Genomic DNA, 19,953 nt, shown 5'->3' with positions numbered 1-19,953 from the left:
GTAAACAAAGCGATAATAAACCTAGTATTTAGCAGTATTTTAGGTTCTAAAATGCTCTTTTATAGTTTGTTACCATATCATTATTGGAATCCATATAGAAAAGGGATAGAATGAGCGGTTTTTAATAATCAATGAGATTTTAGTAACTCATTTATTTTTCTAATTTTTTTCCTCTTACTTGCTTTTATTACAAAGGTGTATGCGTGCAGAAATATTTTACAGAAGCGCGTAGCTTGTTGGCACTTGGTATTCCTATCGTTTTAGCTCAATTTTCACAAACTGCAATGGGGTTTGTGGATACCGTTATGGCTGGAAGTGTTAGTGAAATTGAGATGTCCGCAGTTGCAGTTGGTTTTTCCATCTGGCTGCCAGCTATTCTTTTTGGCCAAGGCATTTTGATGGCGTTAACCCCAATCGTTGCACAAATGAATGGGTCAGGCCGTCGTAACTTAATTGGCGACCAAATTCAACAAGGGCTATGGTTAGCGCTACTTTTAGCCTTAGGCATTATGTGCCTTCTTTATAATAGCCAGCTTATTATTAGCAATATGCCCCATATTGATAAAGAATTGGCGGATAAGTCTGTCCGTTTTTTACATGCCATTATGTGGGGAGCACCGGGCTACTTATTTTATCAAGTGTATCGTAGCCAATGTGAAGGGCTTTCAAAAACCAAACCGGGGATGGTGATTGGTTTTCTTGGCCTAATGATTAATATTCCTATTAACTATATCTTTATTTATGGTCACTTTGGTGCACCTGCTTTAGGTGGTGTGGGTTGTGGTGTCGCCACTGCATCAGTGTATTGGGCTATGTGTCTGATGATGAGATGGTATGTGAAACGTGCTACTGCGCAGCGCGATATTCGCCCTACACTCTCTTTCACATCGCCAAATCCATTAATCTTAAAGCGAATTATCGTATTAGGTACCCCTATTGGTCTGGCACTTTTCTTTGAGGTCACTTTATTTGCTGTCGTTGCACTGCTAGTCGCCCCATTAGGTGTTGTCGCAGTAGCTGGTCACCAAGTTGCGTTGAATTTCAGTTCTGTGATGTTTATGTTCCCATTATCATTAGGAATAGCAGCAACCATTCGCGTAGGTTATAACTTAGGGCAGAACTCAACTGAAGCCGCTAAAGTTTCATCTTATACTGGTATTGCTGTTGGCTTAATGGTCGCTTGTTTTACCGCAGTTCTCACCGCGGTCTTCCGTGAGCCAATTGCGATGATGTATAACAAAAACCCAGAGGTGGTTGTTTTAGCGAGTAGTTTAATGCTATATGCCGCTATTTATCAGCTTTCAGACTCTGTGCAAGTTATTGGTGCGGGAATTTTACGTGGCTATAAAGATACACGTTCTATTTTCTTTATTACCTTCACGGCATATTGGTTACTTGGCTTACCTTCCGGTTATATCTTAGCATTAACTGATATTATCGCACCGGCCATGGGACCTAAAGGCTTTTGGATTGGCTTTATTATTGGTTTAAGCGCAGCAGCAGTAGGAATGGCGACACGGATTATGTGGATCCATAAGCAAACAGAGGATGTTATTCTACTTCGCTCTGCCCGCTAATTGACGGTTTTTTAAGCTTTTTATTATGGGGGAAGATGTATTTCGCACCAGATAGTTTTAAATACGAGCAAACTATCACGAAAATACATTTTCCCCTTGCCAGATGAACCTCATAACGTTAATATTCATCCCCGTTGTCACCTAGATAACTTTTAAATGCGTCCGTAGCTCAGTTGGTTAGAGCACCACCTTGACATGGTGGGGGTCGGTAGTTCGAGTCTACTCGGACGCACCATTTCTAGTGAACACAATGTTAATTTTCAGCGCGTCCGTAGCTCAGTTGGTTAGAGCACCACCTTGACATGGTGGGGGTCGGTAGTTCGAGTCTACTCGGACGCACCATTTCAAATTAACACAAGCCAAGTTTCTCAGTGCGTCCGTAGCTCAGTTGGTTAGAGCACCACCTTGACATGGTGGGGGTCGGTAGTTCGAGTCTACTCGGACGCACCATTTTATTTATCTTCCCACCCGCTAAAATTTCTCTTGATTGTCTATTATTATTCCCTTACCTTGTTGCGCAACAAATTAAATGACTTAATATTAACTGAATTTTTGATCTGAACGGTCTCTTCTTTTAATTTTATAAAATTTGATTTGTCTCACAGTTTTTTGTTGTCTATAATACTCGCGCTGGCTGAAAGGTTTCAACAGTAGCAAATCAATACGTTAGCTTTAATTCAATTTGTCATCTACACTATAATAAGAATCAAAATGTGACAAATTTAAGTGTAAAAATGCATTAAACACCAGACTGTCGCCTATTCTTATAAATGAGTTGCGCAACAAAATTTTTCATGCGCACGATTTATTAAATGTACTAAGCATCGGCGGCAATTCCGATTTCCTTTATAACATTAGATAGACTGCCATGAAAAAAACCAAAATTGTTTGTACTATCGGTCCAAAAACCGAATCAGAAGAAAAACTGACTCAACTTCTTGATGCTGGCATGAACGTCATGCGCCTCAATTTTTCTCACGGTGACTATGAAGAACATGGTCAACGTATCAAAAACCTTCGCTCTGTTTGTGCAAAAACGGGTAAACAAGCAGCTATTCTGTTAGATACTAAAGGTCCTGAAATCCGCACCATGAAATTGGAAGGTGGTAACGACGTTTCTCTCGTTGCGGGTCAAACTTTTACATTCACTACCGACACTTCAGTTGTAGGTAACAAAGATAAAGTTGCAGTGACCTATGCAGGCTTAACTTCAGATTTAAAAGTTGGTAATACTGTATTAGTTGATGATGGCTTAATTGGCATGAAAGTGACTAATGTCACTGCTACTGAAGTCGTTTGTGAAGTTTTAAATAACGGTGACCTCGGTGAGAAAAAAGGGGTTAATCTGCCAGGCGTTTCAATTGGCCTTCCAGCGTTAGCTGAAAAAGATAAAGAAGACTTAGTCTTTGGTTGCGAACAAGGTGTTGATTTTGTTGCTGCTTCTTTTATCCGTAAGCGCTCTGATGTTGAAGAAATTCGTGCTCACCTGAAAAAACATGGTGGCGAGAACATCCAAATTATTTCTAAGATTGAAAACCAAGAAGGTTTAAATAATTTTGATGAGATTTTAGAAGCTTCAGACGGCATCATGGTTGCTCGTGGTGATTTAGGCGTTGAGATCCCGGTTGATGAAGTTATTTTTGCACAAAAAATGATGATTGAAAAATGTGTCGCAGCACGCAAAGTCGTGATCACTGCAACGCAAATGTTAGATTCAATGATCAAAAACCCACGCCCTACCCGCGCAGAAGCAGGCGACGTTGCCAACGCTATTTTAGACGGCACAGACGCAGTTATGCTGTCTGGTGAAAGTGCTAAAGGTAAATATCCAGTAGAAGCCGTTACCATTATGGCAACTATCTGTGAGCGTACAGACCGTGTCATGCAAACTCGCATTGATAACCAAAAACCAAGCCAACGCTTACGTGTCACTGAAGCTGTATGTCGTGGTGCTGTGGAAATGTCTGAAAAATTAGATGTTCCATTGATCGTTGTTGCAACCTACGGTGGTAAATCGGCTAAATCTGTACGTAAATATTTCCCTACAGCACCAATCCTAGCATTGACTACCAATAAAGAAACTGCACGCCAGTTACTGTTAGTCAAAGGTGTGATCCCAATGATTGTCGGTGGTTTTACATCCACAGATGATTTTTACCGTGAAGGTAAACGCGCAGCGCTAGAAAGTGGTTTAGCGGTTTCTGGTGATGCTGTTGTGATGGTTTCTGGTGCATTAGTACAAAGCGGTACAACCAACACATCTTCAGTTCATGTACTTTAATTTTTAATTGTCTTCTAGAGGCCGATAGTGACTATTTTAGCTATCGGCCTTTTTATTTAGATTTAACATTAAGTGCTGCCTTGATGTAACTATTCCTTTATTTCCTTTTCTCTAGTAAATATCTTATCGCGATTTAAGAGTAATATCATAAAACACGCTCAGATTGGTCAAATAACAACCTTTATTAATCTTAATTTAAATTTTTCTCCTTTTTCCTAGTACTAAATATAAAGTATTTCTAGCAAAACTTTATATTTAGTACTAGCATAAGACATAGTAAGTGCCATACCCTAATTTTCATTAGGTTGTTTTAAAGGGATATAGCAAGCTTTAAGATAACAAGCTTAGCTCTATTGTTTGGTGACTTGCTTTTTTATATTTTCAAGATAAATCAATCTAGAGGGTAAAATAATGATTCGTACTAAAATTGTACTGGGCTCTATCGTATTAGCTTCAGCATTACTAGCGGGTTGTTCTAACAGCACTGAAGTGCAAAAACTCTCTTCAGACGTGCAAACTCTGAATGGTAAAGTTGATCAACTGAGCAACGACGTTCAGTCTCTGCGTTCTGACGTACAGACAGCTCAAGAAGAAGCAGCGCGCGCTAACCAGCGTTTAGATAACCAAGTTCGTACTTACAAAAAATAAGTTCAATTTGGTCGTTATCTAGCTGATACGACGCTTCTTTGAAGCTAATAGTATTTATGAGGGCCTATGAAAATAGGCCCTTATTATTTGTCAGGATTATTGAGTTACAACAGAAGAACGGTATTTCGCAGGTAACAAAGCACCAACTTTACCATCATAGATAGGTTCAGGCTGTGAAATAGAGAACGGCTCAATAGGCACTAAACCTTGATGTTGTGTTTCACTTTCAGGAATACTGTTGCCCTGATCATTATTCACACGCACAGGCATACCAGAACGCCTTGCTAGCTCTTTTTCTACTAATGCCTTATCAACCCCTTCATTCTCTAGAAAACGCTTGAAATCGTCAGATAGCTTGATTGGCATGGTTTGAGGATCATCACTGTTTGTCCGTGACAATGGCTGATGTACTTCAATGTAATAACTACCATCCGTTTCTTTGGAGTATTTTATGGGCTGATCAATAACTTGAACACGAGTTCCTTTTGGTACCGTCTTAAATAAGGCTTCAATATCATCAGGACGCAAACGAATGCAACCAGAGCTCACTCGCATACCAATCCCAAAATCCGCATTAGTACCATGGATCAGATATTCACCACGCCCATGTGCTAGACGTAATGCATATAAGCCCATTGGGTTTTCAGGGCCAGCGGGAACGACAGCAGGAAGCGTTATACCTTCTTTCGCATAATTTTTACGAATATTTGCCGTGGGTGTCCATGTAGGGTCTTTTATTGACTGGCTTACTGAGGTCACCATTTCAGGTGTATCGCGACCTAATTGGCCAATACCAATAGGATATACAATCACTTCTTCACTGTTCGCTGGGTAGTAATATAAACGTAGCTCAGCCAGATTAATCACAATTCCCGTTCTTGGTGTCGACGGTAATAGCATTTGTGCTGGAATGATAAGTTCTTTACCCGCTTCGGGAAGATACGGGTCTGTTCCTGGATTTGCCTCAAGCATACCAAGTAGGCCAATTTGGTGATCACTGGCAATGGCCTCCAACGGCCGCCCATCATTGGGGACGATATACGTGTAATTTTCCCCGATAAGACGAGTGTTACTGTCAGGTAATGGGTATTCTTTTGCTTGAGCTGGCGCTAATAAGGCGCTCATGACAAACAAACTTGCCACCGTCAAAACTCTTTTCATATCTACTCCAAGGAAAATAATGTTCTTACAATAATTCAATAATTATTGTTCATAATAGCAACTATCTTTCATATCTTTAATACTAAATAAATATTTTTATTAAGTATTAATATGAAGTCAGTCTTTTTATGATGGTTAAATATAGTTAGATATAGTTAGATATAGTTAAACACGATGGCTTTAATGGATTACTCAGATAAAGAATAATACTCAAGAAGTAAAATATAGGTAAGGGAGCATAACGCTCCCTCGGTAGGATCACACGAACTGTGCCGCGCGCGATAAAATCGTACGGATCATTGCATTTAAGCCTTGAGTACGTGAAGGTGTTAAATGCTGCTCCAATGCTAATTGCTCAAAAAATGACTTAACATCCAGTGCTAATATTTGTTGGGCAGTTTTACCTTGAAAAAGAATGATCACAATAGCAACTAACCCTTTAACGATCGCAGCGTCGCTGTCACCGGCAAACGTAACGGTACCGTCTGCTTGTTTTTGCATATCAATCCACACTTGGCTTTGGCAACCGGCGATTAAATTATTATCGCTTCTTTGCACCGCAGAGAGTTCAGGTAAACGCCCTCCTAGTTCTATCATATAAAGATAGCGTTCTTCCCAGTCTTGGCAGCGAGAGAAATTACGTAATAACTTATTTTCATCGGGTAATGCGGGCATGCTCATTTCCTTTACTATGTGTTTCTTATGTGCTTAGCCTAACAATTTTTTGATGCGCTGTAACGCATTGAATAAGGAATCAACTTCTTCCTTAGTCGTGTATATCCCCACAGAAGCACGGCACATAGCGGGCACTTGGTAATGTTCCATTAATGGTAAAGCACAGTGATGCCCAGTACGGATTGCAATGCCATACCTATCAAGAAAAGACCCCACATCATAAGCATGGTGCTGGCCTAGATTGAAGGCCAGAACACCTTCCCGTTGGTCATTGCCATATAATATAATTGAAGGTATTTCTTGTAATTTCTTAGACGCATAAGCCATCACTTCAGCTTCATGAGCAAATACATCAGATAAATTTAGTGCATTTAAATAATCGAATGCCGCCCCTAAACCAATAATTGCGCTTACATTCGGTGTTCCTGCTTCAAAGCGCCATGGTGCATCAGCAAAAGTGATCCCTTTGGTCAGGCTAACTTGGCGGATCATCGCCCCACCGCCTTCCCATGGTGGCATCATATCCAAAATAGCTTTTTTACCGTAAAGGATACCAATACCTGTCGGGCCATATAACTTGTGACCTGAAAACACATAGAAATCACAGTCTAAGGCTTGCACATCAACCTGCTGATGCATTGCACCTTGCGCACCATCGACCAATACCGTGATTTCACTGCCTTTTGAGGCAGCAATTGCTCGTGCCTGCTTGATTATCTCCTGTACGGGATTAACTGTTCCCAATACATTAGAGATATGTGTAAAACTCAGCAATCGCGTACGTGAATCAATGACATCATTTAATATATCTAATTGCAGCCTACCATCATCGGAAATTGGGATAACACGGATTTCAAAGCCAATTTCCTCAGCTAACATATACCAAGGTACAATATTCGCATGGTGTTCCATTTCAGTGATGACAATATTGTCCCCTTCATGGAAATACTTCCGGCCAAAACTGTTTGCAACAAGGTTAATGCCTTCCGTCGTACCTTTGACAAACACGATTTCTTCATTTGAAGCGGCATGAATAAAAGCCGCTGCTTTTTGACGAACTTCTTCCATCATTGTCGTCGCGTTTGCACTAAGAGTATGTATACCGCGGTGAACCGCGGCATATTGATGTAGTGTAAACTCACTTTCTTTTTCAATAACTTGCAAAGGCTTTTGCGCACTTGCTGCGCTATCTAAATAGACCAGCGGATGATTATTGACTGACTGAAATAAGGCAGGAAAATCCTGCCTGACTGATGCGACATTGAATGGCATGGATATTAAACCTCCGCTAAGCGCTGGCGGATGTTTGCCATCACAGCGTGTTTTAATTCTTCCGATTCAATAGATTCTGTAAGTTCTGCAGCAAATGCAATAATAATCATATGTTTTGCTGCTTTCCCCTCAATTCCTCTTGAACGCAGATAGAACAACTGTTCGTCATCAATACGACCGACTGTTGCACCGTGACCACACTTTACGTCATCAGCATAAATCTCAAGCTGAGGCTTGGTATCAATTTCTGCTTTTTCACCTAACAACAATGTGTTGTTAGTCATTTGGCCATCCGTTTTTAATGCGTTCGGTGCCACTTTAATCATGCCATTAAAGACAGCTTTACTGCTATCCATTGCAATGACTTTATGTAATTGGCGACTATTGCAGTAGCTATTATTGTGCTCTAAATACGTACGCGTATCTGCAATTTCATTGCCTTTAGGCAGCAATATACTGTTAAGTTCAAACTCAGTATTTTCACCATCAAGGCGAGCACTTGTATGGTTACGCGTTAATAATGCGCCAAGTAAAAAACTCGTACTTTTCACACGGCTATCGCGACCAATAACAATATCATTGTGAGCAAAATGCTGAGACTGACCATTTTCAACATTTAACTTAAAGTGACTAAAGTCTGCGTTATCACCGACTTCAACTGTTAAACGGCTGCCAGTCATGTGCATTTGGTCATTCAAACTAACATAATGCTCAATGACTTGGGCTTTGCTATTTGCATCTAACGTTAAATGGTAGCGATACTGGCTAATATTCGTGGCCTGCTTATCGTTGCTACCCGTGGAGATATTCAGCAAATACAATGGTTTCTCTGCTATTTTATTTGCTGCAAGATAAACAACTAACGGTTGTACCGCCAAGCTTTCTGTTAAATGCAAGAAAATCTCACTATTTACAGGCGAAGGCAGCAAGTCTTGGTTATCAAGCAAAGACACTTGGAATGGCCCCATATCAATGGAGCTTAGTGCTGAACTATAACGCCCATCAATTAAAACAAGGCGATATGCGTCAATTGGCAGAGCCAATGCTTCACACTCTTTTGCTTCAATATCACTATCGCTAAAACGATACTGAGCCTCAAGTACCGTATTTAGTGGTGTATAGTGCCAATCTTCATGGCGGAACGCAGGTAAGCCAACTTGTTTTGCCATTTCCCAATGCGTTTTAGCATGTTGGGAGTTCGCACCGTGTCGTTGTTCAAATAATTCAGAAAAACGTGACATTGCTTGCTCATTAAGCTTCGCAACTTCTGCACGTTTTTGTGCTCTTTCACTGTTGGTCAATAAGCCAGCCATAACCCTGCTCCTCCAGTTTTTTCGCTAAACTGAAATCACCTGATTTGATGATTTTCCCTTGATATAACACATGGACAAAGTCAGGTTTTACATAATCCAAAATACGCTGATAGTGAGTGACGATGATGAATGAACGCTCTGGCGAGCGTAATGAATTCACCCCGTTAGCCACAATTTTCAGTGCATCAATATCTAAACCGGAGTCAGTTTCATCGAGGATACACAATTGAGGTTCTAGAGCTGCCATCTGCAAGATATCATTGCGTTTTTTCTCACCACCGGAGAAACCTACGTTGACAGAACGAGCAAGTAAATCTTCTGGCATTTCTAATAATTTAATTTTATCTTCAATAAAATCTTGGAAATCGAAACGATCTAATGCTTCTTGCTGACGATATTCTCTGACCGCATTAACGGCTGTTTGCAAGAAAAATTGGTTACTGACCCCTGGAATTTCGACTGGGTATTGAAATGCGAGGAAAACACCTTCCCCTGCACGCTCTTCGGGATCTAATTCAAACAGGTCCTTACCTTTAAACGTCACTTCACCGCTATCAATTTCATACTCTTCGCGGCCAGCAAGTGTGGCTGATAATGTACTTTTACCTGAACCATTTGGTCCCATGATGGCATGAACTTCCCCTGGTTTTACTTCCAGAGATAACCCTTTTAAAATCTCATTACCTTCTACACTCACGTGTAAATCTTTAACACTTAACATATTTACATGCCTTTAGCGCTTTAGCGCAAATAAACTCGATTAGGATCAGCCAACGCTGTGCTCTAAGCTGATCGCCAGTAATTTTTGTGCTTCTACGGCAAATTCTAATGGAAGCTCCGAGAACACATCCTTACAGAAACCATTTACAATCATTGAAATTGCATCGTCTTCGCTGATACCACGTTGTAAACAGTAAAATAACTGGTCTTCCCCAATACGTGAGGTTGTTGCTTCATGTTCGAGCTGTGCCGTATTATTTTTCACTTCCACATATGGGAAAGTATGTGCACCACACTGTGTACCAATTAACATAGAGTCACATTGGGTAAAGTTACGAGCATTATGTGCACTCGGTAAAATTTTCACTAAACCGCGATAGCTGTTTTGGCTTTTACCCGCAGAAATACCTTTAGAAATGATCGTGGAACGGGTGTTTTTCCCGATATGGATCATTTTCGTTCCGGTATCCGCTTGCTGATTGCCGTTTGTTAATGCAACGGAGTAAAATTCACCGACTGAGTTGTCCCCTTTAAGGATGACGCTTGGGTATTTCCATGTGATGGCAGAGCCAGTTTCTGACTGTGTCCATGACATTTTTGAATTTTCACCTTCACACAATGCGCGTTTAGTCACAAAGTTCAGGATCCCACCCGCTTCGCTATCCCCACCAGAGAACCAGTTCTGGACAGTTGAATATTTAACTTCAGCATCTTTATGAATAATCACTTCAACAACCGCTGCATGGAGCTGATAGCTATCACGAACAGGTGCAGAACACCCTTCGATATAGCTGACATAACTACCTTCATCGGCAATTAAAATCGTACGCTCAAATTGGCCTGTTTTGGCTGCGTTGATCCTAAAATACGTTGATAGCTCCATTGGGCAGTGTACGCCTTTTGGTATATACACAAATGTGCCATCTGAAGCCACTGCCGCATTCAATGCAGCAAAAAAGTTATCATGGCTCGAAACGACTGACCCTAGATACTTCTGTACCAGTTCAGGGTACTCTTGAATAGCTTCGCTGAATGAGCAGAAAATCACCCCATGTTTCGCGAGGTCATCACGGTAAGTTGTTGATACCGAGACCGAATCAAAAATTGCGTCAACCGCAACGGCCTTCCCTTCACGGACAGGAACACCCAACTGGTTAAAGGCTTCTTCAACTTCAGCTGTTAAATAGTTATTGGTTTCAGCCACACCAGTGCCTTGTGTCGCACCAGTTTGCGAACCACAAGTATCATCGCATGAGCCACAAGATGGCGCAGAATAATAGCTGTAGTCCTGATAATCGAGATTTGGGTAATTCGCTTTCAGCCAATGAGGTTCTTCCATGCCTTTCCAGTGATTAAAGGCATCAAGACGGAATTGAAGCATCCACTCAGGCTCATTACGTTTTGCTGAAATGGCACGGATCACATCTTCATTGATACCTTTCGCCATTTCATCAGTTGCGACTTCAGTAAAGAAGCCTTCTTTATAACGCTGGTCATCAAGCCAGCTTTGAACATCATCGCCAACTTCTACATTGCTCTGTGACATAATCTGACTTCACATGTTAAACGCCGAAGCTTTCACCACACCCACAGGCATGTTGGGCTTTCGGGTTATTAAATTTGAAAATTTGATTCAGCCCTTCTTGGACAAAATCAACGACTGTGCCATCAATAAATGGCATTGCTTCTTTTGGCACATAAAGGTGTGCGCCATCGAGTTCAAATAACAGGTGTTGGTCTGTTGGGTTTTCGATCATCTCAAACACATAACCGAAACCTGCGCAGCCAGACTGTTTTACGCCGAGTGAAAGCCCTTTTGTGTTTGGGTTTTGCACCATCAATTTTTTGATTTGTTTTGCAGCGCTTTGTGTCAGGTTAACTCCCTGCCAATTGTTTTCATCAAATGAAAATGTCTCTACACCGTCAGTCATATTGACCCCACATTTCTTATGGCTTTTCAGCCTGTTATCAAGAGATTAACTCTGCCTACCCTATGGTAATGATTAGCTAATTGACTTCAACCATTTGTTTTAAGAGGTTATAGCTATTTTAGCTCTTTTCTTGCTCACTACTAGATTAAAAAACAAACAGCTCCCTAGAAAAACCAATCTAACTCATTGATAAGCAATAAATAAATAGAGTTGTATTTTTTATTTAAATTTGTACTAAATAATACACTTAAATGACACAAATTAATAAAGGTGCATTTATTATACAACTTAATTAACTTGATAAAAATGAATTTATAGAAAGAACGGTCATAAAACCACATAAATACAAGGGTTTTATAGGGCATTTTAGCCTTTGATTAGCCAAAAAACCCTACATTTAGAATGGTTATTATTCAAATAATACCGCAGTTGTCAGGCGAGAAGTACAACACAATTTGCCTTGTTCATTGAAAATTTCAATATTCCACACTTGCTGGCGACGTCCTAAATGAATCGGTTTACAAATACCTCTCACAACCCCTGAGCGAGCAGCACGAACATGATTGGCATTGATTTCCAACCCGACCACCTTTTGTTCCCCTTCCGAGCACATATAACCCGCAATTGAACCCAAAGATTCGGCTAACACAACAGAAGCGCCGCCATGCAATAACCCAAAAGGCTGTTTGGTACGATGATCAACAGGCATTATTCCCTCTAAATAATCATCTCCAATTGCCGTGATTTCAATACCGAGATGCCCTAACATGCAGGTTTTTGACATTTCAGCGAGTTGCTGCAAATTAAATTGACGTTTCCAAATCATTAAACTATCTCCAACAGGGCTTGAATCGGATGTTTTATCGATACATTTTCCATTCGCTTAACTTGGCTACGGCAAGAATAACCTGAACTTAAACAGCGATCTTTGGGCAAAGAAGACATCGCGCCTTTCCACGATAAGTCATAAATACCTTTTGAATTTTGAAGATTGGCCACTTCGTGTCCATAAGTCCCTGCCATGCCACAACAGCCAACACTAACATTATTCAATGTTTGCCCAAAGCGAGCAAATAACGCTGCCCATTGGTTCGCACTATTAGGTAAAGCCGTTGATTCCGTACAATGACCGAAAAAATACCACGGTTGTGCCGAAGCCGTTTGCACATTGTGTGGTTCAGGCAATGTCATTAACCACTCATGTGCCAACATCACCGTAAATTGGCACTGCTCTTTGCCTAAAATTTCATGATATTCATCGCGGTAACAAAGTACCAGTGCAGGGTCAACACCGACCATTGGCAATTGTAACTTTGCCACTCGATTTAAAAAGTCCGCAGTCTTACGCGCTGTTTTCGCAAATTTCGCTAAAAAACCTTTGATGTGTTGTGCTTTTCCATTCGGTGAGAACGGTAACAATACAGGTTTAAGGCCTAATTTTTCGATTAAGCGGACAAAATCTGCCACTACTTTGGCATCGTAATAACTGGTAAAAGGGTCTTGAACCACCAGCACATACTTTTCACGCTGTGAACTCGTCATACTTTCAAGTTGCTCAAGCGTGACAGAAACCGCGGCATGTCCTGAAAGTTCTTGTTTCAAAGTTGGTTGAGAAAACAACGGCAAATCTACCATGCCAATCGTGTGTTGACTCAATTTTTGCACCATCGGTTGACGTAAAAAGAAATTAAATACCCCCGGTACTTTGGAAAGTAATGGCGCACTCGCTTCAACGTTTGCAACAATATGGTCCCGAATAGGACGTAAATAGCGCCCATGGTACAGCGCTAAAAATTTCGCTCTAAATGAAGGGACATCAATTTTGATCGGGCATTGCGTTGAGCAGGCTTTACAGGCAAGGCACCCTGCCATTGATGCTTTCACTTCATGAGAGAAGTCATAATCGCCTTGCTTCGCACGCCAAGTATTACGTGTTTTCTCTATAAGACCACGCAATGATGGTTGGCTTTGTGTTATACCTTTTTCAAGGTGTTCTGGTGTAATGCCTTGTTCCGCTAGTAACCTTAACCATTCGCGAACAAGTGTCGCGCGGCCTTTCGGGGAATGGACTCGTTGACCACTCACCTTCATCGACGGGCACATCGGGCTTTTCACATCAAAATTAAAACACAGCCCATTGCCATTACACTCCATTGCACCACGGAATTCTTGGCGCATTTGGACTGGAATTTGCCGGTCATACGTTCCTCGCTTGATATCATCAACCTGCTTCATCGGTGCATCCAGCCCCGCAGGTGGACAAATTTTACCTGGATTCAAGCGGTTATCGGGGTCAAAAGCGGCTTTGATGTTACGCAGTTCAGCGTATAACACATCACCAAAAAATTCAGGGCTATATTGTGCACGGAAACCTTTCCCATGCTCCCCCCACAGTAGTCCACCGTATTTCGCGGTTAATGCCACAATTTCATCAGAAATTTGTTTCATCAATACTTCTTGTTGCGGATCACACATATCAAGTGCAGGACGAACGTGTAAGACACCTGCATCTACATGACCAAACATGCCATAATTCAAGTTATGGCTGTCTAATAATGCACGAAATTCTACTATATAGTCAGCAAGATGCTCAGGGGGAACGCAGGTATCCTCAACAAATGGGATTGGCTTCGCTGCGCCTTTACTATTTCCCAACAACCCAACCGCTTTTTTACGCATGTTATAAATACGCGTAATATCTTCAAGATCATGGCAAGTTTGATAGCCAATCACTCCGGCTTGATTATTCGCCATTAATTCGTCTAAGCGTTGGCACAAGCTTTCAGTCAATTGATTGATTTCATCTTCATCGTCACCACTAAATTCAACGATGTTTAACCCTAACATCTCTTTATTTGGCACATCCGTAATTAAGGCTTTGACGGAATGCCAAACGATGTCTTCTTTTGCCAAGTTAAGTACTTTTGAATCCACGGTTTCAACAGACAATGCTTTCGCTTCAACCATAAAAGGTGCATTACGCAATGCGGACTCAAAAGAGTCATATTTTACATTTACCAAGCGCCGTACTTTTGGCAAAGGTGTAATGTCCAGTGTCGCCTCGGTAATAAAAGCTAAAGACCCTTCAGACCCAGTCAAAATACGGGTAAGGTCAAATTCAGTTAATGCATCATTAAATACATGACGTAAATCATAACCAGTTAGGAAACGGTTTAACTTAGGAAATTTTTCTTCAATTAATGAACGTTGTTCTAAACAGCGTTCTAACACCGTTTTATAAATGCGTCCCACCGTAGAATCTTCTGACGCAATCGTTTGGGCGAGTTCGATAGGCATAGCGCGTGTATCTAGGCATTCCCCACCTAACACCATGGCTTTGACGCCTAATACGTGATCAGACGTTTTTCCATAAACTAATGAGCCTTGGCCTGATGCGTCAGTGTTGATCATCCCACCTAATGTTGCTCGGTTACTAGTGGATAATTCAGGTGAAAAGAAATAACCGTAAGGTTTGAGGTATTGATTTAATTGGTCTTTGATAACCCCAGCCTCAACTTTAACCCACCCTTGCTCTGGATTTATTTCTAGAATGCGGTTCATATAACGGGACATATCCACAACAATCCCTTCGGTTAAGGATTGCCCATTGGTTCCCGTTCCCCCTCCCCGAGGTGTAAAGCTAAGCTCACGAAATTTTGCTTGCCCTGCAAGGCGAGTGATAATTTGTACGTCTGCACTCGAACGTGGAAACACAACCGCTTGAGGTAATAATTGGTAAATACTATTGTCTGTCGCCATGGATAAACGCTCAGCATAGCTGGTGCCGTTATCCCCAGTAAAACCCTGTTCTTGTAGCTCATGCAAGAACTCAATGACTAAATGACTAAGATGAGGAGCTTCTGATATACGCGGGATCATTATTAACGATGACTCTTGTTGTTTAGTGTTCGCATTACTCGTTATGTACTATCTTTATTTTAAGTTGCACAATAGTGTCTGAGGTCTATGATGAATTACCCTCACAGCCTGTAAAGACAGTACAGCCGCTGATGACATTGCCATCATGAACCATACCACAATATTGTTTTTTTTAACCGTGAAAAATAATTACGTTATTTTCACCTAAAAATTTGCCACACACGCAGAATTTTCATTTGTAAAGGATCAATCATTAATGGAAAAATCGCAAAAACGCTTGGATCTTCCCAAACTTATTTTCGGCCTATTATCCATCGTTTTAATGATAGCAGCCTGCTTTTGGGTACTTAATCCATTTATTCTTGGCTTTGTATGGGCGGGAATGATGGTCATTGCTACTTGGCCACTATTATTAAGACTAGAAGCTCGCTTATGGCACAAGCGCTGGCTAGCGGCATTAGTGATGGTTCTTCTTATATTACTGCTATTCGTTATCCCATTAGGTATTCTAATCGGCAGTATTATTGAAAATAGCACCCCACTCATTGATTTAGCCAAATCACCGTCAAGCCTAACATTACCTGATTTAGAATGGCTAAATACCATCCCAATGGTCGGTGAGAAAATTTACTATGCGTGGCATAGTTTAGTCGCTAGTGGTGGTAATGCTTTACTGGCTAAAATTCAACCCTACTTTGGCCAAGCTGCGGGGTGGTTTGCCACGCAGGCCATTAGCGCAGGAAGATTTATTTTTCACTTGATGCTAATGTTGCTATTTAGTGGCTTGCTCTACCTTAAAGGCGAATCTGTCATGGTTGGCATACGTCACTTTGCTGTTCGTCTCGCAGGGATCCGTGGGGATGCTGCCGTCGTATTAGCAGCACAATCTATTCGAGCTGTTGCCCTTGGTGTCGTCGTGACTGCGCTAATTCAAGCCATAGTCGGTGGAATTGGCCTCGCCCTGTCAGGTATCGGTTATGCGGCAATTTTGACTGTCTTATTGTTTATTTGCTGTGTGGCACAGTTGGGGCCTCTACTCATCATGGTGCCATCTGTCATTTGGCTGTTTTGGACGGGTGATACAACCTGGGGAATTATTCTTGCGATATGGGCCGCTGTTGTTGCTACCATGGATGGGGTCACGTATCCAAAGGGTTGATGGCATTTCAAACGTAATACTCTCGCTCAATGAAAGTCCCAATGATCTTGTCATGCATGCCGGATGATTTTGAATACCCTAACGTCTTGCGATTAAGTCGTTTCAATCGGTTACGCAACGTCAGATTTTCACGCTCAATTCGCTGTGTATATAGCTTTCCTAAAATGTGTTTTTCGCTAGGGAGTGTCTCTTTGTACGCCCTGTAACCATCCGTACACCAAAAAGCGATACGGAACCCAGACAGCAGTTTTAACAATTTCCCCAGTGTTTTCTTGCTTCGGGAACCAAATACATGAGCGATAATCCGCTTTAAGCGAGGCTCCCATGCATACCACAACCAACGCTGACTTTTTTTGTTACCGATAAATGACCACATCTCATCGACCTCACAAATGAGCTGAATTTGTAGGTTATCTAGGGGCAGTGTTGTTACATTCCGTGGCGAGAGTTTTTTAAAGTGCGGACGACGGCATTGATACTGATATGTAATGCCCTAGCGGTGTCACGAATACCCGCATTATTCATGGCAAGCTCAACCACTTGCTCTTTGATGCCGGGCTGACAAGCGTTGTAGGTATAATCGAGTTGAAAAGTGCGGCAACAGGCCTGACAGCGATAACGGGGATGACCTCCATTGCCGGTGCCATGTTTTTTAACAGGGTCGGTTAACCCACAGAATCGGCATTTTACTGAAATGGTAGCCATACTAAACCTCAACAGAAAAGCTCAGTTTACCCCATTATCAACTCATTGAATACTCGACCGGCAGTTTTAATCAAGTAAATGCAAAGGCTGAATGTAATTCACATTCAGCCTGATAATTAATAAACGAGATAACTATTGATTTTCAGCTATTGTTAGCCACGTTTGTACGACAGTATCAGGGTTTAAAGATAAGCTATCAATACCTTCATCGACCAGCCATTGGGCGAAGTCTTGATGGTCGGATGGCCCTTGACCACAAATACCTACATACTTATTTTGGCGTTTTGCAGCTTGTATTGCCATGGATAACATCGCTTTAACTGCATCGTTTCGTTCATCGAATAATTCAGAAACAACACCTGAATCCCTATCAAGGCCTAATGTTAACTGAGTCATATCATTCGAACCGATAGAGAACCCGTCAAAATGTTCGAGGAATTGGTCAGCCAGTAAAGCATTTGATGGTATTTCACACATCATAATGACTTTTAGGCCGTTTTCACCACGTTTTAAATCATGTTTCGCCAGTTCTGCTATCACTGACTCCGCTTGTGCAACTGTCCGCACAAATGGGATCATGACTTCAACATTCGTTAGGCCCATAGTATTACGAACACGTTTAACCGCTTCACACTCTAATGCAAAACAGGCGCGGAAGCTGTCAGACACATAACGGCCAGCACCACGGAAACCTAGCATTGGGTTCTCTTCTTCAGGCTCATAAATATCCCCACCGACTAAGTTGGCATATTCATTTGACTTGAAGTCAGATAGACGAACAATAACGCGTTTTGGCCAAAAAGCCGCGGCTAGAGTCGAAATTCCTTCGGTTAATTTGCCAATATAGAACTCAATTGGGTCATCATAACCTGCCATCATTTGGCGAATTTCTGCTTGTAGCTCAGGAGATTGCTTATCAAACTCCAGCAGCGCTCTTGGGTGAACACCAATCATACGATTGATGATAAACTCAAGTCTCGCTAAACCCACGCCTTCATTAGGCAAGCAAGCAAAATCAAATGCACGGTCAGGGTTGCCGACGTTCATCATGATTTTGACATCTAGATTTGGCATATCACTCACTTCAGAGCTGTGAATTTCAAACGCCAGTTTTCCTTCATACACAAAGCCCGTATCACCTTCTGAACAAGAAACGGTCACCTCTTGGCCTTCGTGCAAACGGTCAGTTGCATCACCACATCCTACAACAGCTGGAATACCTAATTCGCGAGCAATAATTGCGGCATGGCAGGTACGTCCACCACGATTCGTGACAATCGCAGCGGCTTTTTTCATGATAGGTTCCCAATCAGGGTCAGTCATATCGGTAACGAGTACATCACCAGCCTGAATTCTATCCATCTCACTCAAGTTATGAATGACTTTAACAACCCCAGAACCAATACGATGACCAATTGCACGTCCTTCAACTAAAACTTGTCCTTGTTGTTTTAATTGATAACGCTCCATCACTTGTTGATTAGAGCGAACGGTTTCTGGCCTTGCTTGGACAATATACAAACGCCCATTATGACCATCTTTTGCCCACTCAATATCCATTGGGCGACCGTAGTGCTTTTCAATCTGTATAGCTTGGCGTGCAAGCTCTTCCACTTCGAGATCAGTTAAAGAGAAACGATTGCGTAGCGCTTCTGGCACATCTTCGATTTGTACTTGTTTACCGTGCTCTTTACTGTTGGCATACACCATTTGTAATTTTTTAGAGCCCAGTGTACGACGCACAATCGCGGGACGGTTATTGGTTAGTGTTGGCTTATGAACATAAAATTCATCTGGGTTCACAGCGCCTTGCACCACCATCTCACCTAAACCATACGCAGAGGTGATAAATACGACTTGGTCGAAACCCGATTCAGTATCAATCGTAAACATAACACCCGATGAGGCTAAATCTGAACGTACCATACGTTGAACGCCCGCGGACAACGCTACACCGCGGTGGTCATAACCTTGGTGAACACGATATGAAATCGCACGGTCATTAAACAGTGAAGCAAAAACGTGTTTGATCGCAACTAATACTGCGTCTATCCCTTGAACGTTAAGGAATGTTTCCTGTTGCCCTGCAAACGAAGCGTCAGGCATATCCTCAGCGGTTGCCGATGAACGGACAGCAAATGAGGCTTCCGCTTCACCTTCTGACAATTGCGCGAATGCATCACGAATATCTTGTTCCAACTCCTTCGTCAGTGGGGTATCAATCACCCATTGACGGATCTGAGCACCTGCTACAGCCAGTTGGTTCACATCATCAATATCCGTTTCATCTAGCAGGTTATAAATGCGCTGATTTACACCGCTCTGCTCCAGAAAATCATTAAACGCCTGTGCGGTTGTCGCGAAACCGTTAGGTACGGATACTCCCAGATCAGATAAGTTAGTGATCATTTCACCGAGAGAAGCATTTTTGCCTCCTACACGGTCAACATCATTCATCCCTAATTGGTTATACCAAAGTACATTACACGGAGTGAGGCCATTTGTGGACATTGAAAGCGATCCTTTTATAGCAATTTAGTGACAGAGTACAAATCGTAAAAAATCTCGTTGGCGAAAATTCGCCTCGTGAAATAGACTAGCACAGACGATAAGAGAAGATGGACTGGTGAAT

General features: G+C 41.8%; 14 protein-coding genes, 3 tRNA genes and 1 pseudogene. 7 read left to right on the top strand and 11 right to left on the bottom strand.

Features of this window, described 5'->3' with window-relative positions; genetic code table 11:
* Positions 1-203: 203 nt before the first annotated feature.
* From CYG50_RS06710 to CYG50_RS06685, 6 genes are all read left to right on the top strand, one after another.
* Positions 204-1,577, top strand: coding sequence for an MATE family efflux transporter (locus CYG50_RS06710; protein ID WP_102139702.1), 1,374 nt, complete (start codon positions 204-206; stop codon positions 1,575-1,577).
* Positions 1,578-1,735: 158 nt separating this feature from the next.
* A tRNA-Val gene (locus CYG50_RS06705) sits at positions 1,736-1,812 on the top strand.
* A gap of 30 nt (positions 1,813-1,842) precedes the next feature.
* Positions 1,843-1,919 (top strand) — tRNA-Val (locus tag CYG50_RS06700).
* Positions 1,920-1,950: 31 nt separating this feature from the next.
* Positions 1,951-2,027, top strand: a tRNA-Val gene (locus CYG50_RS06695).
* Between the two features lie 418 nt (positions 2,028-2,445).
* A complete protein-coding gene (gene pykF / locus CYG50_RS06690; RefSeq protein WP_102139703.1) occupies positions 2,446-3,858 on the top strand; it encodes a pyruvate kinase PykF in 1,413 nt (470 codons plus the stop codon).
* A 411-nt stretch (positions 3,859-4,269) separates the two neighbouring features.
* A complete protein-coding gene (locus tag CYG50_RS06685; protein ID WP_004263789.1) occupies positions 4,270-4,506 on the top strand; it encodes a major outer membrane lipoprotein in 237 nt (78 codons plus the stop codon).
* A 96-nt stretch (positions 4,507-4,602) separates the two neighbouring features.
* On the opposite strand, the gene CYG50_RS06680 is transcribed toward CYG50_RS06685, so the two are convergent.
* The 9 genes from CYG50_RS06680 to ydiJ all read right to left on the bottom strand — a co-directional run bounded on the left by CYG50_RS06680 (position 4,603) and on the right by ydiJ (position 15,457).
* The gene (locus CYG50_RS06680; RefSeq protein ID WP_102139704.1) at positions 4,603-5,667 is read right to left on the bottom strand and encodes a L,D-transpeptidase family protein; all 1,065 of its coding nucleotides are present in this window, start codon (positions 5,665-5,667) and stop codon (positions 4,603-4,605) included.
* Between the two features lie 258 nt (positions 5,668-5,925).
* Positions 5,926-6,342 carry a cysteine desulfuration protein SufE gene (gene sufE, locus CYG50_RS06675; RefSeq protein WP_102139705.1) on the bottom strand — a complete coding sequence of 139 codons (417 nt, stop codon included), beginning with the start codon at positions 6,340-6,342 and terminating at the stop codon, positions 5,926-5,928.
* Positions 6,343-6,375: 33 nt separating this feature from the next.
* Positions 6,376-7,614 carry a cysteine desulfurase SufS gene (gene sufS / locus CYG50_RS06670; RefSeq protein ID WP_102139706.1) on the bottom strand — a complete coding sequence of 413 codons (1,239 nt, stop codon included), beginning with the start codon at positions 7,612-7,614 and terminating at the stop codon, positions 6,376-6,378.
* Positions 7,615-7,619: 5 nt separating this feature from the next.
* Positions 7,620-8,927 carry a Fe-S cluster assembly protein SufD gene (sufD, locus tag CYG50_RS06665; protein ID WP_102139707.1) on the bottom strand — a complete coding sequence of 436 codons (1,308 nt, stop codon included), beginning with the start codon at positions 8,925-8,927 and terminating at the stop codon, positions 7,620-7,622.
* Positions 8,902-9,648, bottom strand: a complete 747-nt coding sequence (gene sufC / locus CYG50_RS06660) for a Fe-S cluster assembly ATPase SufC (protein WP_004263776.1) — start codon at positions 9,646-9,648, stop codon at positions 8,902-8,904. Before sufC ends, sufD begins: the two co-directional genes overlap by 26 nt.
* 45 nt (positions 9,649-9,693) lie before the next feature.
* Positions 9,694-11,193, bottom strand: coding sequence for a Fe-S cluster assembly protein SufB (gene sufB, locus CYG50_RS06655; RefSeq protein WP_102139708.1), 1,500 nt, complete (start codon positions 11,191-11,193; stop codon positions 9,694-9,696).
* A 16-nt stretch (positions 11,194-11,209) separates the two neighbouring features.
* On the bottom strand, positions 11,210-11,578 hold the full coding sequence (gene sufA, locus CYG50_RS06650) for a Fe-S cluster assembly scaffold SufA (protein WP_102139709.1): 369 nt from the start codon (positions 11,576-11,578) through the stop codon (positions 11,210-11,212).
* Positions 11,579-11,987: 409 nt separating this feature from the next.
* Complete coding sequence (gene menI, locus CYG50_RS06645) at positions 11,988-12,404, bottom strand: 1,4-dihydroxy-2-naphthoyl-CoA hydrolase (RefSeq protein ID WP_102139710.1); 417 nt, start codon at positions 12,402-12,404, stop codon at positions 11,988-11,990.
* Entirely contained in the window at positions 12,404-15,457 is a 3,054-nt protein-coding gene (gene ydiJ / locus CYG50_RS06640; protein WP_102139711.1) for a D-2-hydroxyglutarate dehydrogenase YdiJ, read from the bottom strand. Before ydiJ ends, menI begins: the two co-directional genes overlap by 1 nt.
* A 256-nt stretch (positions 15,458-15,713) precedes the next feature.
* Here ydiJ and ydiK point away from each other — a divergent pair.
* A pseudogene (ydiK, locus tag CYG50_RS06635) lies at positions 15,714-16,607 on the top strand (AI-2E family transporter YdiK); the annotation flags it as partial.
* Positions 16,608-16,623: 16 nt separating this feature from the next.
* Here ydiK and CYG50_RS06630 read toward each other — a convergent pair.
* Both CYG50_RS06630 and ppsA read right to left on the bottom strand, forming a co-directional pair.
* A protein-coding gene (locus CYG50_RS06630; protein ID WP_102140845.1) for an IS1 family transposase occupies positions 16,624-17,321 on the bottom strand; the annotation gives its coding sequence in 2 pieces (ribosomal slippage) (positions 16,624-17,072 and positions 17,072-17,321; 699 coding nt in all).
* Positions 17,322-17,453: 132 nt separating this feature from the next.
* On the bottom strand, positions 17,454-19,832 hold the full coding sequence (ppsA, locus tag CYG50_RS06625; RefSeq protein ID WP_102140648.1) for a phosphoenolpyruvate synthase: 2,379 nt from the start codon (positions 19,830-19,832) through the stop codon (positions 17,454-17,456).
* Positions 19,833-19,953 lie beyond the last annotated feature (121 nt).

Source organism: Providencia huaxiensis, from assembly GCF_002843235.3.
Lineage (GTDB): Bacteria > Pseudomonadota > Gammaproteobacteria > Enterobacterales > Enterobacteriaceae > Providencia > Providencia huaxiensis.
This window is presented reverse-complemented; position numbering and strand designations above follow the sequence as displayed.